16 protein-coding genes are annotated in these 15,320 nt (G+C 68.5%); 10 read left to right on the top strand and 6 right to left on the bottom strand.

From position 1 onward, the window contains the following. The first annotated feature begins 11 nt into the window (after window positions 1-11). Genes JI745_RS04825 through JI745_RS04785 form a run of 9 tightly spaced genes read left to right on the top strand, consistent with a single transcriptional unit; the run spans window position 12 to window position 8,398 of the window. A complete protein-coding gene (locus tag JI745_RS04825; RefSeq protein WP_201804230.1) occupies window positions 12-866 on the top strand; it encodes an ABC transporter substrate-binding protein in 855 nt (284 codons plus the stop codon). Further along, complete coding sequence (locus tag JI745_RS04820; RefSeq protein WP_201804228.1) at window positions 866-1,888, top strand: iron ABC transporter permease; 1,023 nt, start codon at window positions 866-868, stop codon at window positions 1,886-1,888. The genes JI745_RS04825 and JI745_RS04820 overlap by 1 nt, the downstream gene beginning before the upstream one ends. Then, window positions 1,885-2,646 carry an ABC transporter ATP-binding protein gene (locus tag JI745_RS04815; RefSeq protein ID WP_201804227.1) on the top strand — a complete coding sequence of 254 codons (762 nt, stop codon included), beginning with the start codon at window positions 1,885-1,887 and terminating at the stop codon, window positions 2,644-2,646. The genes JI745_RS04820 and JI745_RS04815 overlap by 4 nt, the downstream gene beginning before the upstream one ends. Window positions 2,647-2,676: 30 nt before the next feature. Continuing rightward, window positions 2,677-3,618 carry an adenosylcobinamide-phosphate synthase CbiB gene (cbiB, locus tag JI745_RS04810; RefSeq protein ID WP_201804225.1) on the top strand — a complete coding sequence of 314 codons (942 nt, stop codon included), beginning with the start codon at window positions 2,677-2,679 and terminating at the stop codon, window positions 3,616-3,618. After that, a complete protein-coding gene (locus JI745_RS04805) occupies window positions 3,597-4,568 on the top strand; it encodes an aminotransferase class I/II-fold pyridoxal phosphate-dependent enzyme (RefSeq protein WP_310738489.1) in 972 nt (323 codons plus the stop codon). Before cbiB ends, JI745_RS04805 begins: the two co-directional genes overlap by 22 nt. Next, a complete protein-coding gene (locus tag JI745_RS04800) occupies window positions 4,565-6,040 on the top strand; it encodes a cobyric acid synthase (protein WP_201812335.1) in 1,476 nt (491 codons plus the stop codon). The genes JI745_RS04805 and JI745_RS04800 overlap by 4 nt, the downstream gene beginning before the upstream one ends. Continuing rightward, window positions 6,037-7,074: a nicotinate-nucleotide--dimethylbenzimidazole phosphoribosyltransferase gene (gene cobT / locus JI745_RS04795; RefSeq protein ID WP_201804220.1), complete on the top strand. Its 1,038-nt coding sequence runs from the start codon at window positions 6,037-6,039 to the stop codon at window positions 7,072-7,074. The genes JI745_RS04800 and cobT overlap by 4 nt, the downstream gene beginning before the upstream one ends. Beyond that, a complete protein-coding gene (gene cobS / locus JI745_RS04790) occupies window positions 7,071-7,844 on the top strand; it encodes an adenosylcobinamide-GDP ribazoletransferase (protein WP_201804219.1) in 774 nt (257 codons plus the stop codon). The genes cobT and cobS overlap by 4 nt, the downstream gene beginning before the upstream one ends. Continuing rightward, window positions 7,832-8,398: a histidine phosphatase family protein gene (locus JI745_RS04785; protein ID WP_310738487.1), complete on the top strand. Its 567-nt coding sequence runs from the start codon at window positions 7,832-7,834 to the stop codon at window positions 8,396-8,398. The genes cobS and JI745_RS04785 overlap by 13 nt, the downstream gene beginning before the upstream one ends. Here the strand turns inward: JI745_RS04785 and nth are convergent. The 6 genes from nth to JI745_RS04755 form a co-directional block, all read right to left on the bottom strand. After that, entirely contained in the window at window positions 8,344-9,000 is a 657-nt protein-coding gene (nth, locus tag JI745_RS04780; protein ID WP_201804217.1) for an endonuclease III, read from the bottom strand. The two genes, JI745_RS04785 and nth, sit on opposite strands and share 55 nt — an antisense overlap. Before the next feature lie 42 nt (window positions 9,001-9,042). Continuing rightward, window positions 9,043-9,189 (bottom strand): hypothetical protein, encoded by a 147-nt coding sequence (locus tag JI745_RS04775; protein WP_201804216.1) that lies wholly within the window; start codon window positions 9,187-9,189, stop codon window positions 9,043-9,045. Between the two features lie 27 nt (window positions 9,190-9,216). Further along, window positions 9,217-9,408 (bottom strand): hypothetical protein, encoded by a 192-nt coding sequence (locus tag JI745_RS04770; RefSeq protein ID WP_201804215.1) that lies wholly within the window; start codon window positions 9,406-9,408, stop codon window positions 9,217-9,219. 155 nt (window positions 9,409-9,563) lie between these two features. Next, a complete protein-coding gene (gene rsxB, locus JI745_RS04765) occupies window positions 9,564-10,208 on the bottom strand; it encodes an electron transport complex subunit RsxB (protein ID WP_201804214.1) in 645 nt (214 codons plus the stop codon). Between the two features lie 10 nt (window positions 10,209-10,218). Beyond that, window positions 10,219-11,541 carry a polyhydroxyalkanoate depolymerase gene (locus JI745_RS04760; protein ID WP_201804212.1) on the bottom strand — a complete coding sequence of 441 codons (1,323 nt, stop codon included), beginning with the start codon at window positions 11,539-11,541 and terminating at the stop codon, window positions 10,219-10,221. A gap of 202 nt (window positions 11,542-11,743) precedes the next feature. Continuing rightward, complete coding sequence (locus JI745_RS04755) at window positions 11,744-12,943, bottom strand: amino acid aminotransferase (RefSeq protein WP_201804211.1); 1,200 nt, start codon at window positions 12,941-12,943, stop codon at window positions 11,744-11,746. A 94-nt stretch (window positions 12,944-13,037) separates the two neighbouring features. Between JI745_RS04755 and uvrB the strand changes: the two genes are divergently transcribed. Further along, window positions 13,038-15,131: an excinuclease ABC subunit UvrB gene (gene uvrB / locus JI745_RS04750; RefSeq protein WP_201804210.1), complete on the top strand. Its 2,094-nt coding sequence runs from the start codon at window positions 13,038-13,040 to the stop codon at window positions 15,129-15,131. The last annotated feature ends 189 nt before the right edge of the window (window positions 15,132-15,320 follow it).

The raw sequence follows: 15,320 nt of genomic DNA, 5'->3' as shown, positions 1-15,320 counted from the left end.
AGCGCCTCGTGATGACGTGGCTGCTCCTGGGCCTGTCGTGCCCGGCGTGGGCGGCGTTCTCACTGCGCGACGACCGCGGCGTGACGCACCGCTTCGAGCGCAGCCCGCAGCGCATCGTGACGCTCCTGCCCTCGCTGACCGAGACGGTCTGCGCGCTGCAGGCGTGTGCCCGGCTGGTCGGTGTGGACCGTTTCTCCAATTCACCGCCGCAGGTGGTGGCGCTGCCGAAACTCGGGGGGCTGGAAGACGCGCAGGTCGAGCGCATTGCCGCGCTCAAGCCCGACGTGGTGCTGGCCGCCCCGTCGGCCCGGGTGATCGACCGGCTCGATGATCTCGGCTTGAAGGTGGTGATCGTTGACGCCAAGACGCATGCCGATGTGCAGCGCTCGCTCGGCATGGTGGCGACCTTGCTGGGCACGCCAGCCGAAGCCGATCGCGTGTGGGCGAGCATCCAGCGCTCGCTCGCCGACGCGGCCGCGCGTGTGCCGGCGAGCGTGCGCGGGCAGAAGGTCTACTTCGAGGTCGACCCCACGCCCTATGCCGCGGGCGCCGGCTCCTTCATCGGCGAGACGCTGCAGCGCCTGCACATGGGCAACGTGATCGCGCCTGCGCTCGGGCCGTTTCCGCGGCTCAACCCCGAGTTCGTGGTGAAGGTGCGGCCCGACATCATCATGGCCTCGCAACGCAGCCTCGACGACATGCCGCGCCGCCCCGGCTGGGCGAGCTTGCCCGCGCTTCAGCAGCGGCGCAGCTGCGGCTTCGATCTCAAGCACTACGAGGTGCTGATCCGCCCGGGCCCCCGCATGGGCGAGGCAGCGCTCCAGTTGGCCGACTGCCTGGCTTCGATCGAAAAGGCGCAGCGCTGATGTCGGACGAAGAGCGCCGTTCCCGTCGCCGACTGACGCTGGCCCTGTGGGTGCTGAGCCTGCTCTTCGGCGCAGCAGGCCTCGCCGCCGGCAGCGAGGGTTGGTCGCCCACGCAGGCCTGGGCGCTGCTGCAAGGGCCCGAGGGTGAACTGCTGATTGGCCAGATCCGCGCGCCGCGCACGCTGGGGGCCTGGCTGACCGGGGCCTTGCTCGGCCTCGCCGGTGCCGTGGCGCAGGGCCTTTTTCGCAACCCGCTGGCCGACCCCTATCTGCTGGGCTCGGCATCGGGCGCGGTGCTGGGCGTGGTGGTGGTGCTTGCCGCTTCGATGCTTGCAGGGCAGAGCTTGAGCCTCGCCACGGCGGAGCTGATTGCGCGTTTCGGCCTGGTGGGCGCTGCCTTCATCGGCGCCTTGATCGGCGTGATGCTCACGCTGAGCCTCGCGCGCGGTGCGCAGCAGACGGCGCGATTGCTGCTCGCGGGCGTGGTGGTGGGGGTGCTGCTGTCGGCGATGAGCGACCTGGTCACGACCGCGGCGCCGGATGCCTTGCGCGGCAAGCAGGCCTTCCTGCTCGGCTCGACCGGTTTCCTCGGCTGGGGCAGTTGTGCGGTCATGGGCCTGGGGCTGCTCGTGGCGCTGCCCTTGGCATGGCGCCTGTCGCGCGCGCTCGATGCGCTCACGCTCGGCGAAGACAGTGCCACGAGCCTCGGCGTCTCGCTTCCGAAGGTGCGTTTTGCGATGGTGCTGGTGCTCGCGCTGGCCACGGGGCTGGCGGTCTCGCAGGCCGGCTTGATCGCGTTTGTCGGCCTGGTGTCGCCGCATCTCGTGCGGCGCTTCTCGGCGGCGACGCATGGCTACCTGCTGGTGGCCAGTGCGGCCATGGGAGGCGTGCTGCTGCTGGCGGCCGACGTGCTGGCGCGCAGCCTCACTGCGCCGCAGGAGCAGCCGGTCGGCGTGCTCACCGCGGTGCTCGGCGGCGGTTACCTGATCTGGCTGCTGCATCGTCGGAGGGTGCACCCATGAGCACGTTGCAGGCACAGAAGCTCACGATGCAACTGGGCCGTGCCACCGTGCTGCAGGAGGTGACGCTGGCGCTGACCTCTGGCTGGACGGCCATCGTCGGCCCCAACGGCGCGGGCAAGTCGACCCTCTTGCGCTGCTTCGCCGGCCTGCTCAAGCCGCAGTCGGGCGAGGTGCAACTCGACGGCCGCCCGCTCGCGGCCCACACGCCGCGCGAGCGCGCCCAGCGCATCGCCTGGCTTGCGCAGCAGGGCGAGGCCACCGGTGAACTCACCGCGCGCGAGGTGGTGCACCTGGGTCGCCTGCCGCAACTGGGCCTCTTCGCCGAGCCCGGCCCGCGTGACCATGCGCTCGTCGCACAGGCGATGGCCGATGCCGAGTGCGACGCCTGGGCCGAGCGCCGGCTGCATGAGCTCTCGGGTGGCGAGCGCCAGCGCGTCTTGCTGGCGCGGGCGCTGGCGGTCGACGCGCCGCTCCTGCTGCTCGACGAGCCGACCACCCACCTGGACCCGCCTCACCAGGTGGCACTGGTGCGTCTGTTTCAGCGGCTGGCACGCGAGCGCACCGTGGTCAGCGTGCTGCATGACCTGTCGCTGGCGCTGCAGGCCGATCACCTCGTCGTCATGCAGGCGGGGCAGGTGAGGGTCGTCGGCGCGGCCGACGACGAAAAAGTGCATGCCACGCTGCAGGAGGTGTTCGGCCACGCGCTGCGCATCCAGCGGGTGGGCGAGCGTTTTGTTGCGATTCCCGACCTCGGCTGACGCACAATCCCGCCCGCACCCACCTCGACGATGCTGCCCGCCACCCCCTCTGCGCCGCTGTCTGCCGCTCTCGTCCTCGCCCTTGCGCTGATCCTCGCCTGGGCCCTCGACGCCATCTTTGGCGAACCCCGCAATACCTTCCACCCCGTCGCCTGGCTCGGCAAGCTGCTGTGGCCGCTGGGCTGCCGCCTGCGCGTGCTGCCGCAGTCGGCGGCGTTCTGGGGCGGCGCGCTGTCATGGATCGTGCTGGCCGGCGGCGCGGGCGCGCTGGCATGGTGGGTGCAGAAGCAGCTGCTCGGGCTCGCGTGGTGGTGGTCGATCCCGCTGCTGGCGCTGCTGCTCAAGCCGATGTTCGCCTGGCGCATGCTGCGCGACGAAGTGATCGCCTTCGAAGACAGCCTCACGCTCGGTCTGGAGCCTGCCCGCGAGCGCCTCTCGCAGCTGGTCAGCCGCGACCTGAGCGACTTCGACGAAGACACGCTGCGCGAGACCGCCATCGAGACCCTGGCCGAGAACCTGAACGACTCGGTCGTCGCACCGCTCTTCTGGTTCGCGATCTTCGGCCTGCCGGGCGCGGTGGTCTACCGGGTGGCCAACACGATGGATGCGATGTGGGGCTACCGCGGCGTGTGGGAATGGGCCGGCAAGTGGTCGGCACGTGCCGACGACGTGCTGTCGTGGCTGCCTGCGCGCATCACCGCGCTGAGCCTCTATCCGGCGTGGCGCGCGGCCAGCTGGCGTTCGCTCAAGCGGCAGGCGGGGCGCACACCCTCGCCCAACGGCGGCTGGGCCATGGGCGCGATGGCGCTGCGCCTGGGCGTTCGCCTGGCCAAGCCGGGTGTCTACGTGCTCAACGAAACCGGCGCCGCGCCTTCGTCGCGCAACATGGTGCAGGCCTTGGGCTTCGCCACCATGGCCGCCTGGGCGGCGGTGGTGCTGACGGTGCTGTCGTGGGTGGCGAGGGCGGTGTGAACCCGGCGGTGCACGGTGGCCCCGATGCGGCCGGTGTGCCGCGGTGGGACTTCTCCACCAACGCCAATGCCTGCGGGCCCGCGCCGATGGTCCTGGCCGCCTTGCAGCGCGCGGACGCCACGCGCTACCCCGACCCGGCCGGCACGGCCTTGCGCGAGCGGCTTGCCGCCTTCCACGGTGTCGAGGCCGCGCGCATCGTGGTGGCGGGCAGTGCGAGCGAGTTCATCTTCCGTCTGAGCGCGGTTGTCGCGCGGCGCTGGCCGGCGGCAGGCGTGCACGTGCCACTGCCAGGGTATGGCGACTACGCACGGGCGGCCGAGGCCGCGGGTCTTCGACGGGTTCCGGCGGGCGATGCGAGGCTCGTCTGGCACACCGAGCCCGCCAGCCCGGGGGGCCACGCGCACAGGGCACCCGCGGTGCGTGACGAGGCGATCCTCGTGATCGACAGCGCATACGCGCCTCTGCGGCTGCACGGCGAAGCCCCGGGCCGGCCCGCGCACGCGTGGGTGCTGATGTCACCCAACAAGGCGCTGGGCCTGACCGGGGTGCGCGGGGCGTATGCGATCGCGCCCGACGACACGCTGCTGGCCGACCTGCAGGCCCTCGCGCCGTCATGGCCCGTCGGGGCGCATGGCGTGGCGATGCTCGACGCGTGGACGGAGCCCGTCACCCAGGCCTGGCTCGCCGACAGCCTGCACACCCTGCGCAGGTGGAAGCAGCAACAGCTCGCCATGTGCACCGAGCTCGGTTGGGTCGTCGACGACGGCGGCGTCACCAATTTCTTCACGGCACGTGGTCCCACGGAGGGCGAGCTGCTGCGGCTGCGCGAGCAGGGCGTGAAGCTGCGCGACACCACGTCGATGGGCCTGCCGGGCCATGTGCGCCTGAGCGTGCAGCCACCGAGCGCGCAGCGCGCGTTGCGCGACGCATGGCGGGGGCTCGCACGATGACGGCACGCGCGGTGACGGTGCTCGGCACCACCAGCGGCGCGGGCAAGAGCTGGCTTGCCACGGCACTGTGCCGCTGGTACGCGCGGCAGGGCCTGAAGGTCGCACCCTTCAAGGCGCAGAACATGAGCAACAACGCGCGCGTGGTGCCAGGCCCGAACGGCGCACTCGGCGAGATCGGCAGCGCGCAGTACTTCCAGGCGCTGGCGGCGCGGCGTGTGCCCGAGGTGCGCATGAACCCGGTGCTGCTCAAGCCCGAGCGCGACACGCACAGCCAGGTGGTGGTGATGGGCGAGGTGCGCGCCGAGCTGGGCGCGGTGCCGTGGCGCGAGCGCAGCGAGGCGCTGTGGCCGTTCGCACGCGAGGCCTTGCGGTCGCTCGCCGCCGAGAACGACCTGCTGGTGATCGAAGGTGCCGGCTCGCCGGCCGAGATCAACCTGCATGCCAACGACTTCGTGAACATGCGCACCGCGCGCGAGGCCGACGCGGCCTGCCTGCTCGTCACCGACATCGACCGCGGGGGCGCGTTCGCCCACCTCTACGGCACCCATCAGCTCTTGCCCGAAGACGAGCGCCGTTTGCTGCGAGGCTTCGTGCTGAACCGCTTCCGCGGCGATGCGAGCCTGCTCGCGCCCGGCCCTCAGCAGCTGCAGGGCCTCACCGGCGTGCCCACGCTCGCCGTGCTGCCGATGTGGCGCGGCCATGGCCTGCCCGAGGAAGACGGTGTGCTCGACGACACGCCGACGGGCCCGGCCGGCGGCACGCGCATCGCCGTGGTGGCTTACCCGCGCATCAGCAACCTCGACGAGTTCCAGCCTCTGCGGAACCTGCCCGGCGTGCGGCTGCAGTGGGTGCGCAATGCCGCCGAGTTGGCCGCGATGGGCAACGCCGACTGGATCGTGCTGCCGGGCTCCAAGCACACCAGCGGCGACTTGGCGTGGCTGCGGGCGCAGGGGCTCGAGGCGCCGATTCGCGCCCACGCCGCGCGCGGCGGCCGGGTGCTCGGCGTGTGTGGTGGCTTGCAGATGCTCGGCGAGGCGCTGATCGACCCGCATGGCGTGGATGGCGATGCGGTGGGCCTCGGCTTGCTGCCCCTCGTCACGCGCTTCGAGCCGCGGAAAGTTCTTTCGGCTACGACAGTGCGTTTCGCGTCGCTGCAGGCCGGGTGGTCAGCGCTCTCGGGCGTGCATGCCGAGGGCTACGAGATCCGCCACGGCCGCACCGAACTCGCCCCGGGGGCCAGCGCGCCATCGGCGCTTTTCAACCTTCAAGGCGAGGCCATCGGCTGGCAACACGGCAACGTGCTCGGCCTGTACGCTCACGGGCTCTTCGAGTCTCCTGCCGTCATGCGCGCGCTGTTCGGCGCTGGCGCGCGGCCGCTGGAGGCCGTGTTCGACGGGCTCGCCGATTTCATCGACACCCATTTCGAGCCCGGTGCGCTGATGCGCCTGGCCGACGTTTCCGCTTCACCATGAACCTGCCCGAGATCGCCGACATCCACGACACCGCGCTGCGTCAGCGGCTGCAGCAGCGGCTCGACCGCAAGACCAAGCCGACAGGGTCGCTGGGCCGCATCGAGTCGCTGGCCTTGCAGGTCGGCCTCATCCAGCAGACCGAGGCGCCCCGCTGGCACGCGCCGCAGCTGCTGGTGTTCGCCGGCGACCATGGATTGGCCGCGCGCGGCGTGTCGGCCTACCCGAGCGACGTGACCTGGCAGATGGTCGAGAACTTCCTCGCCGGTGGGGCCGCGGTGAGCGTGCTGGCGCGCCAGCACGGGCTCGCGCTCAGCGTGGTCGATGCGGGCGTGAACCACAGCTTCGCGCCACGCCCCGGGTTGATCGACCGCAAGATCGGCTTCGGCACCGCCGATGCGCTGGTGGGACCGGCGATGACCGAGTCGCAGTGCGTGCAGGCGATCGAAGCGGGCCGTGAACTCGTGCGCTCGTTGCCCGGCAACGCGGTGCTGCTGGGCGAGATGGGCATCGGCAACACCTCAAGCGCTGCCCTCCTGCTGGCACGTCTGGGCGGCGAAGACCTGGAGCGTTGCACCGGCCGCGGCACCGGGCTCGACGATGCCGGCCTCGCACGCAAGCTCAACGTGCTGCGGGCCGTGATGACCCGGCACCGCGACGCAGCCACGCCGCTGGCGGTGCTGGCCGCGCTGGGCGGCTTCGAGATCGCGATGCTCGCGGGCGCGGCGCTGCAGGCGGCGGCCGAGCGGCGCACGGTGGTGGTGGACGGTTTCATCGCGGGCGCGGGGGTGCTGGCCTCCGCGCGTCTGGTGCCGCGGGTGCTGGGCTATTGCGTGCTCGCGCACCGCTCGGCCGAGCCGGGTCATGCGGCGCTCATCAAGCACCTGGGCGCCGAGCCGCTGCTCGATCTGGGCCTGCGCCTGGGCGAGGCGTCGGGCGCGGCGCTCGCCTGGCCGCTGCTGGTGAGCGCACTCAGGCTGCTCGACGAGATGGCGAGCTTCGAGTCGGCCGGCGTCTCCGACAAGCAGGCCCCATGATCCTTCACGAGCTGCGGCTCATCGGTGTGGCGCTGCAGTTCCTGACGCGCGTGCCGGTGCGCGTGGGCTTCGACCCGCTGTGGCTGAACCAGAGCGCGCGGCACTTCCCGCTGGTCGGTGCGCTCGTCGGTGCCGTCGGGGCGCTGGTGCTGTGGGCGGCGGGCTTGCTCTTTCCACCGATGGTGGCGGTCGTGCTGTCGATGATGGCCACGGTGCTCCTCACGGGCGCCTTCCATGAAGATGGGCTGGCCGACACCTGCGATGCGCTCGGCGGCGCGGTGAGCCGCGAGCGCGCGCTCGAGATCATGAAGGACTCGCGCATCGGCACCTATGGCGCGGTGGGCCTGCTGCTGATGCTCAGCCTGAAGGCGGCCACGCTCGTGGCGCTGCCGGTGACGTGGGCGATGGCCGCGCTGCTGCTTGCACACACTGTGTCGCGCACGGCGGCGGTGGCCCTGATTCGCTGGCTGCCTTACGCCGGCAATGTGTCGCAGGCCAAGGCCAAGCCGTTGGCCGAGCGTATTTCGGGGGCCGGCTTGCTGATGGCGCTCGTGTGGTCGGGGCTGGCCAGCGCGGCGCTCGTGGCGTGGCAGCCTGCGTGGTGGCCGGTGGTGGCGACGTCGGGGCTTGTCGCCGTCGTGGGCGCGTGGGCCTGCGGCCGCTGGTTCATGCGCCGGCTCGGCGGCATCACCGGCGACGCACTCGGGGCCACGCAGCAGCTCATCGAGCTCGGTGTCTTGCTGGCATGGGTGGCGTGGTGGCCCCGTTGATCGTCTGGCGCCACCCGCGCCCGGTGGGTGCGGCGGGGCGCTGCGTGGGGCAGGTCGACCTGCCGGTGGATCGGCGCAAGGCCAAGCGCCTCGCGCATCGCATTCGCGAGCACGTGCGGCGAACGGGTTGGCCGCGTGTGGTGGTCACATCGCCCTTGTCGCGCAGCGCCGAGGTCGGCCGGTGGCTCGCACGCTGGGGCTTTGAGCACCGCGAGGATGCGCGCCTGAGCGAACTGGATTTCGGACGATGGGAGGGGCAACGTTGGGCCGACATCGACGCCGCCGAGCTCAGTGCCTGGACCGATGACTTCGCGGACCACGCACCTGGTGACGGGGAGTCGGTGCGGCAGTTGATGGCGCGCTGCCAGTCGTTCATCGCAGCCCGCGCAGACGCACCGCTGTGCGTGGTCGGCCATGCCGGCTGGATCAACGCGGCCCGCTGGGTGGCGGCCGGCAACACCCAGCCGCGCACTGCCGCCGAGTGGCCTGCAGCCGTGCCCTACGCGGCCTCGGTCGCTTTCTTCAACAACTCGGGCGGCGCCGAGTCGCAATAGCGCAGCACCTTGCATTGCTCGCACAGCGGGCGCCGTGCCTGGCACACGTAGCGGCCATGCAGGATCAGCCAGTGGTGTGCATGGTGCAGGTAGTCGGCGGGCACACGCTTGAGCAGCCCCATCTCGACTTCGAGCGGGTTCTTGCCCGGCGCGAGGCCGGTGCGGTTGCTGACGCGAAAGATGTGCGTGTCGACCGCCATCGTCGGCTCGCCAAAAACGACGTTGAGCACCACGTTGGCTGTCTTGCGGCCGACGCCGGGCAGCGCTTCGAGCGCTTCGCGGTCGTGCGGCACCTGGCCGCCGTGCTGCTCGACGAGGATGCGGCTGGTCTCGACCAGGTTCTTCGCCTTGTTGCGGAAGAGGCCGATGGTCTTGATGTACTCGCTGACGCCTTCGACGCCGAGCGCCACCATCTTCGCCGGCGTGTTGGCCGCGGCGAAGAGCTTGCGCGTGGCCTTGTTGACGCCGGCATCCGTGGCCTGCGCAGACAGGAGCACGGCCGCCAACAGCTCGAAGGCGTTGGTGTATTCCAGCTCGGTGACGGGGTGAGGGTTGGCGGCCTTGAGGGTGGCGAAGAATGGCTCGATGGACGACGACTTCATGGCGCCGATTGTCTCAGCGCACCGTGATCGGCGAGGGTCACCTCAGCGGGGAAGCACGTCCAGGTGTTGTGTCTTCATCAGCGCGACGGGCTTGGGCGGCTCACCGGGCTTCGGCGTCTTGTTGGGATCGCAGGCCATCACGGCCCAGGCGGCAGCGGCCACCAGGATCCACCACGTCGGCCGGTTCATCGCATTTCGCGCCGCAGTGTTGGCGCCTCAATAGCGCGATTGCAGTTCGCGGATCTGTTCGCGGGCTTCGCCCTGGCGGATGGCGAACGTGCGCTGCGTCTTCCCGGTGGCGTGCTCGCGGACCTTCTCGCCCTGGTGCTCGTCTCCGAACAGGCGACCCCAGCCTTTGCGGACGTGGCCCTTGGGCTTCAGCTGGCCACCGATGCGATCTCGATTCATGTCGGCTCCTGTGAGTGCGGTACGTTGCGGGTTCCAACCGAACCCGTGCGCACAGCGTAGGGGCCTCGCCACGCAGCCCGAGTCAGCCCTGTGCATACCGGCTTGTCAGACTTGGCCGTGAATCGCTGTAGGACTGCGCCGACAGGCACCCGAGCTCAGGTGCCGCTGCGACGACGCGCACGCGCCATGGCGGCGGCGATGCGGCTTTCCTTGGAGTCCGCGCCCGGCACGGGGAGGCCGGCCTCCTGGGCGAGCACTTGCGCGCGGGCGGCGAGGCGCGCGCTGCGCTCGTCGGCGTCACGCTTCAGGCGCTGGCGGTGGAAGGTGTAGCGCTCCTTCGCCTCGTCGGCCTGAGGCTGGCTCCAGGCCTGCCAGCCGGTCGCCTCGCCCGTCACGTTGACGAGCGAGATGCAATCGACCGGGCAGATGGGAATGCAAAGCTCGCAGCCGGTGCACAGCGGGTCGATCACCGTGTGCATGCGCTTGGAGCCGCCCACGATCGCATCGACCGGGCAGGCCTTGAGGCACAGCGTGCAGCCGATGCACCAGGCTTCGTCGATCACCGCGAGCTGGCGCGGGCCTTCGTTCCCGTTGACGGGGTTGAGGGGGAGGGCGGGGCGGCCGGTCAGTTGCGACAGCCGCACGACGCCTTCCGCGCCGCCAGGCGGGCATTGGTTGATGTTCGCCTCGCCCTGCGCGATCGCTTCGGCGTAGGACCGGCAGTCAGGGTAGCCGCAACGCGTGCACTGCGTCTGCGGCAGGGCGTCGTTCAGGGCATCGGCGAGGGTTGCTGTGCTCACCTCGCCGAGCTTAGCGGGCCGGCCGCTTGCGGGCGGTGGTTGCCTTGCGGGCGGCGGTCTTGGAGCCGGCCGAGGCTTTGCGCGGCGCCGAGGCCGTCTGGTGCTTGGCGATGAAGTCGCGCAGCTCCGGGTAGACCTTCTCGCGCCAGCGGCGGCCCGAGAAGATGCCGTAGTGGCCGGCGCCGATCACGTCGTAGTGGAACTGGCGCGATTTCGGGATGCCGGTGCACAGCTCGTGTGCCGCCTTGGTCTGGCCGGCGCCGGAGATGTCGTCGAGCTCGCCCTCGATGGTCAGCAGGGCCGAGGTGGTGATGTCCTGTGGGCGCACCAGGTTGCCGCCCACGTCCCAGGTGCCGTTGACGAGCGCGAAGTCCTGGAAGATGGTCTTGATGGTGTCGAGGTAGTACTCGGCCGGCATGTCGAGCACGGCGTTGTACTCGTCGTAGAAGGCGCGGTGGAACTCGGCGCTTTCATCCTCGCCGCGCATCAGGTCCATGAAGTAGTCGTAGTGCGACTTCAAGTGGCGGTCGGGGTTCATCGCGATGAAGCCGCTGTGCTGCAGGAAGCCCGGGTACACACGCCGGCCGTTGCCGGGGTAGTTGACCGGCACGCGGTAGATCACGTTGTTCTCGAACCACTCGTAGCTCTTGTTCATCGCCAGGTTGTTGACTGCCGTTGGCGACTTGCGGGCGTCGATGGGGCCGCCCATCATGGTCATGGTGCGTGGCGTGAACTCGCCGGCGCTGGCCATCAGCGAGATTGCGGCGAGCACCGGCACGGTGGGCTGGCACACCGAGATCACGTTCACCTCGGGGCCGATGTGGCGGATGAACTCCTGCACGTAGTAGATGTAGTCGTCCAGGTGGAAGGGGCCGGCTTCGGTCGGCACCATGCGCGCATCGGTCCAGTCGGTGATGTAGACCTTGTGGTCGATCAGCAGCATCTTGACCGTCTCGCGCAGCAGCGTGGCGTGGTGGCCCGACAGCGGCGCGACCACGAGCACGGTCGGCTGTTCCTTCAGCTGGCCCAGCACGGCCTGGTCATCGGTGAAGCGCTTGAAGCGCAGCAGGCGGCAGAAGGGCTTCTCGATCGCCACCTGCTCCTGCACGGCGACGTCGACACCGCCGACCTTCACCGAGGTGATGCCGAATTCGGGCTTCTCGTACTCCTTCGAGAGCCGGTGCATCAGGTCGAGGCCGGCCGAGATGCGGTGCGCCAGCGGCGTGTGCGTGAACGGCGACAGCGGGTGGCTGTACAGCTTGGCCGAGGCGCTTGCGAATTCCGAGAACGGACTCAGCAGCGCGCGGTGGGTTTCATAGAGTTGATACAGCATCGGAGTTCCTCGTGAGCGTGGATCGCACGCCAGTGCACGCTTGTGCGTCGCAACATTCTAGGCAGCTGCCCTGAATCGTGCAGATGACAGCCGCGGGTGGAAACCCCGAAAAGGCACCAGAAGAGGGCCTAGTGCTCGTCGTTCGTGCGTTTATCGGCACGAACGGGGTGTCAAAGGCGTGACACCCTCGCCTCAAGTCAGATCAGCTCACCTTCGCAATGGCTGCGACCACTGCATCGATGTTCTTCTTGTTGAGGGCAGCCACGCAGATGCGGCCGGAATCGACGCCGTAGATGCCGAACTCGCTGCGCAGGCGTTGCATCTGCTCCTTGCTGAGGCCCGAATAGCTGAACATGCCCTTCTGCGAGGTGATGAAGCTCATGTCCTGCTTGAGGCCGGCGGCCTTGAGCTTCTCGACCAGGAGCTTGCGCATTTCCTTGATGCGAACGCGCATGCCGGCGAGTTCTTCTTCCCACAGCGCGCGCAGGGCAGGCGTGTTGAGCACCGTCGCCACGACTTGGGCGCCGTGCGTCGGCGGGTTGGAGTAGTTGGTGCGGATCACGATCTTCAGCTGGCTCAGCACGCGGGCGGCTTCGTCCTTGCTTTCGCACACCACGCTCAGCGCGCCGACACGTTCGCCGTAGAGCGAGAAGCTCTTCGAGAACGAGGTGGACACGAAGAAGTCGAGGCCGGCGGCCATGAACTGCTCGATGACGGCGCCGTCTTCCTTGATGCCTTCGCCGAAGCCCTGGTAGGCCATGTCGAGGAAAGGCACGAGCTTCGCGGCCTTGACCGCGTCGACGACCTGCGCCCATTGCGCTGGCGTGATGTCGTAGCCGGTCGGGTTGTGGCAGCAGGCGTGCAGCACGACGATGGTGCCGGCCGGCGCGGCCTTCAGGCCGGCGAGCATGGCGTCGAAGTTCACGCCCTTCTTGGCGGCGTCGTAGTACGGGTAGGTGTCGACCGTGAAGCCGGCGTTGGTGAAGAGTGCGCGGTGGTTTTCCCAGCTCGGGTCGCTGATCAGCACCTTGGCGTTGGGGTTGAGGCGCTTCAGGAAGTCGGCGCCGATCTTCAGGCCGCCGGTGCCGCCAATGCCTTGCACGGTGGCGACGCGGCCGTCTTTCACGGCGGCGCTGTCGGCACCGAAGACCAGCCCCTGCACGGCCTTGTCATACGCGGCGATGCCGTCGATGGGCAGGTAACCGCGCGCGGTCGGTGCTTCCATCATCTGCTTCTCGGCCTGGGCCACGCACTTCAGCAGGGGGAGCTTGCCGTTCTCGTCGAAATACACGCCGACGCCCAGGTTCACCTTGTTCGGGTTCGGGTCGGCGTTGAACTGCTCGTTCAGGCCCAGGATGGGGTCGCGGGGGGCCATTTCGACGGCAGAGAACAGCGAGGTCATGGGGACAGTCCTTGTCAGTAGAGCGGGGGAGTGATTTGGGCTAACCTGAACGATTGCCCTGCGTGCGCGGGGAAACCCGGAGATTTTATCTGCCATGGCCGAGATGTCTGAAGTTGTCGAGCAACCCGCGGCGGGCGAGTTCGTGAGCTTTCCCGATTCGCCGTTCCAGCTGTTCCAGCCGTACCCACCATCGGGCGACCAGCCAGCGGCGATCCAGCAGCTGATCGAGGGCGTGCAAGACGGCCTGAGCTTCCAGACGCTGCTCGGCGTCACGGGCTCGGGCAAGACCTTCACGATGGCCAACGTGATCGCTCGGCTCGGCCGGCCGGCGATCGTGTTCGCGCCCAACAAGACGCTGGCGGCGCAGCTCTACAGCGAGTTCCGCGAGTTCTTCCCTAAGAACGCCGTCGAGTACTTCGTCAGCTACTACGACTACTACCAGCCTGAGGCCTACGTGCCTCAGCGCGACCTCTTCATCGAGAAGGACAGCTCGATCAACGAACACATCGAGCAGATGCGCCTTTCCGCGACGAAGAGCCTGCTGGAGCGGCGCGACGTGGTGATCGTGGCGACGGTGTCTGCGATCTATGGCATCGGCAACCCGACCGACTATCACCGCATGGTGATGACCCTCAGGAAGGGCGACAAGATGGGCCAGCGTGACGTGATCGCGCAGCTCATCCGCATGCAGTACACGCGCAACGAGCAGGATTTTTCGCGCGGCACGTTTCGCGTGCGCGGCGACACGATCGATGTGTTTCCGGCCGAGCACTCGGAGCTGGCGGTGCGCATCGAGCTCTTTGACGATGAGGTCGAGACGCTGCAGCTCTTCGACCCGCTCACCGGGCGCATCAAGCAGAAGATCGTGCGCTTCACGGTCTATCCGTCGAGCCACTACGTGACGCCGCGTGATCGTGTGCTCTCGGCCATCGACACCATCAAGCAGGAGTTGCGCGAGCGGCTCGATGAGCTGGTGAAGGCCGGCAAGCTGGTCGAGGCACAGCGGCTCGAGCAACGCACGCGCTTCGACCTGGAGATGCTGCAGGAGATCGGGCACTGCAAAGGCATCGAGAACTACACGCGGCACCTTTCGGGCTCTCTGCCCGGCGAGCCGCCGTCGACGCTGGTGGACTATCTGCCGAAAGACGCGCTGATGTTCCTCGACGAGTCACACGTGCTGATCGGCCAGCTGGGCGGCATGTACAACGGCGACCGGGCGCGCAAGACGACGCTCGTCGAATACGGCTTCCGCCTGCCGAGTGCGCTGGACAACCGGCCGCTGAAGTTTGAAGAGTTCGAGAAGAAGATGCGCCAGGTGGTGTTCGTGTCGGCCACACCGGCCGACTTCGAGAAGCAGAACGCCGGCCAGGTGGTCGAGCAGCTCGTGCGGCCCACCGGCCTGATCGACCCGGTGGTCGAGGTGCGCCCGGCCACGCATCAGGTCGATGACGTGCTGCAGGAGATCCGCGAGCGCGTAAAGGTCAACGAGCGGGTGCTCATCACCACGCTCACCAAGCGCATGGCCGAGCAGCTCACCGACTACCTGAACGACAACGGCGTCAAGGTGCGCTACCTGCACAGCGACATCGATACGGTGGAGCGCGTGGAGATCCTGCGTGACCTGCGCCTGGGCGCCTTTGACGTGCTGGTAGGCATCAACCTGCTGCGCGAGGGGCTGGATATCCCCGAGGTGTCGCTCGTGGCCATCCTCGATGCCGACAAGGAAGGCTTCCTGCGCTCGGAGCGCTCGCTGATCCAGACCATCGGCCGCGCGGCGCGTAACCTGAACGGCAAGGCCATCCTCTACGCGGACAAGGTCACCGATTCGATGAAGCTCGCGCTCAGCGAGACCGAGCGGCGCCGCGCCAAGCAGCTGGCCCACAACGAGGCCGAGGGCATCACGCCGCGGAGCATCCAAAAGCAGGTGCGGGACCTGATTGATGGCGTCTATAGCGAAAAAACCAAGGATGCCCAAAGGGTCTTGGAGGCCGCGGCCGTCGAAGCCTTGTCCGAAAAAGATCTCGCAAAACGCATCAAACAGCTGGAAAAAACCATGCTGGAGCACGCTCGCAACCTCGAATTCGAGAAAGCTGCAAGGGTGCGAGATCAGCTTGCGACGTTAAGAGAGCAAGCATTTGGGGCTCCGGGGGCCGACAATGTGTCACCCGAACCGGCCGGGTCGAAGTAAGTGTCAGGGTGGAAAGGCAGGCCAATGAGCCTGCTCACCGAGGGGGAACTTCCTTAGCCAATGCCGACCGAATCAGTGGGTTTCATATATACTTGAGTAAACCTGTCGGATTATTCCGCGGGTTAACCCGCCCCATGAGGGCGGTGCTTGCGAGCGTGAAGCCACCATTGATCGCTTTCATTGACTAAT

The sequence above is a fragment of the Piscinibacter sp. HJYY11 genome (assembly GCF_016735515.1).
Taxonomy (GTDB): domain Bacteria; phylum Pseudomonadota; class Gammaproteobacteria; order Burkholderiales; family Burkholderiaceae_C; genus Rhizobacter.
This window is presented reverse-complemented; position numbering and strand designations above follow the sequence as displayed.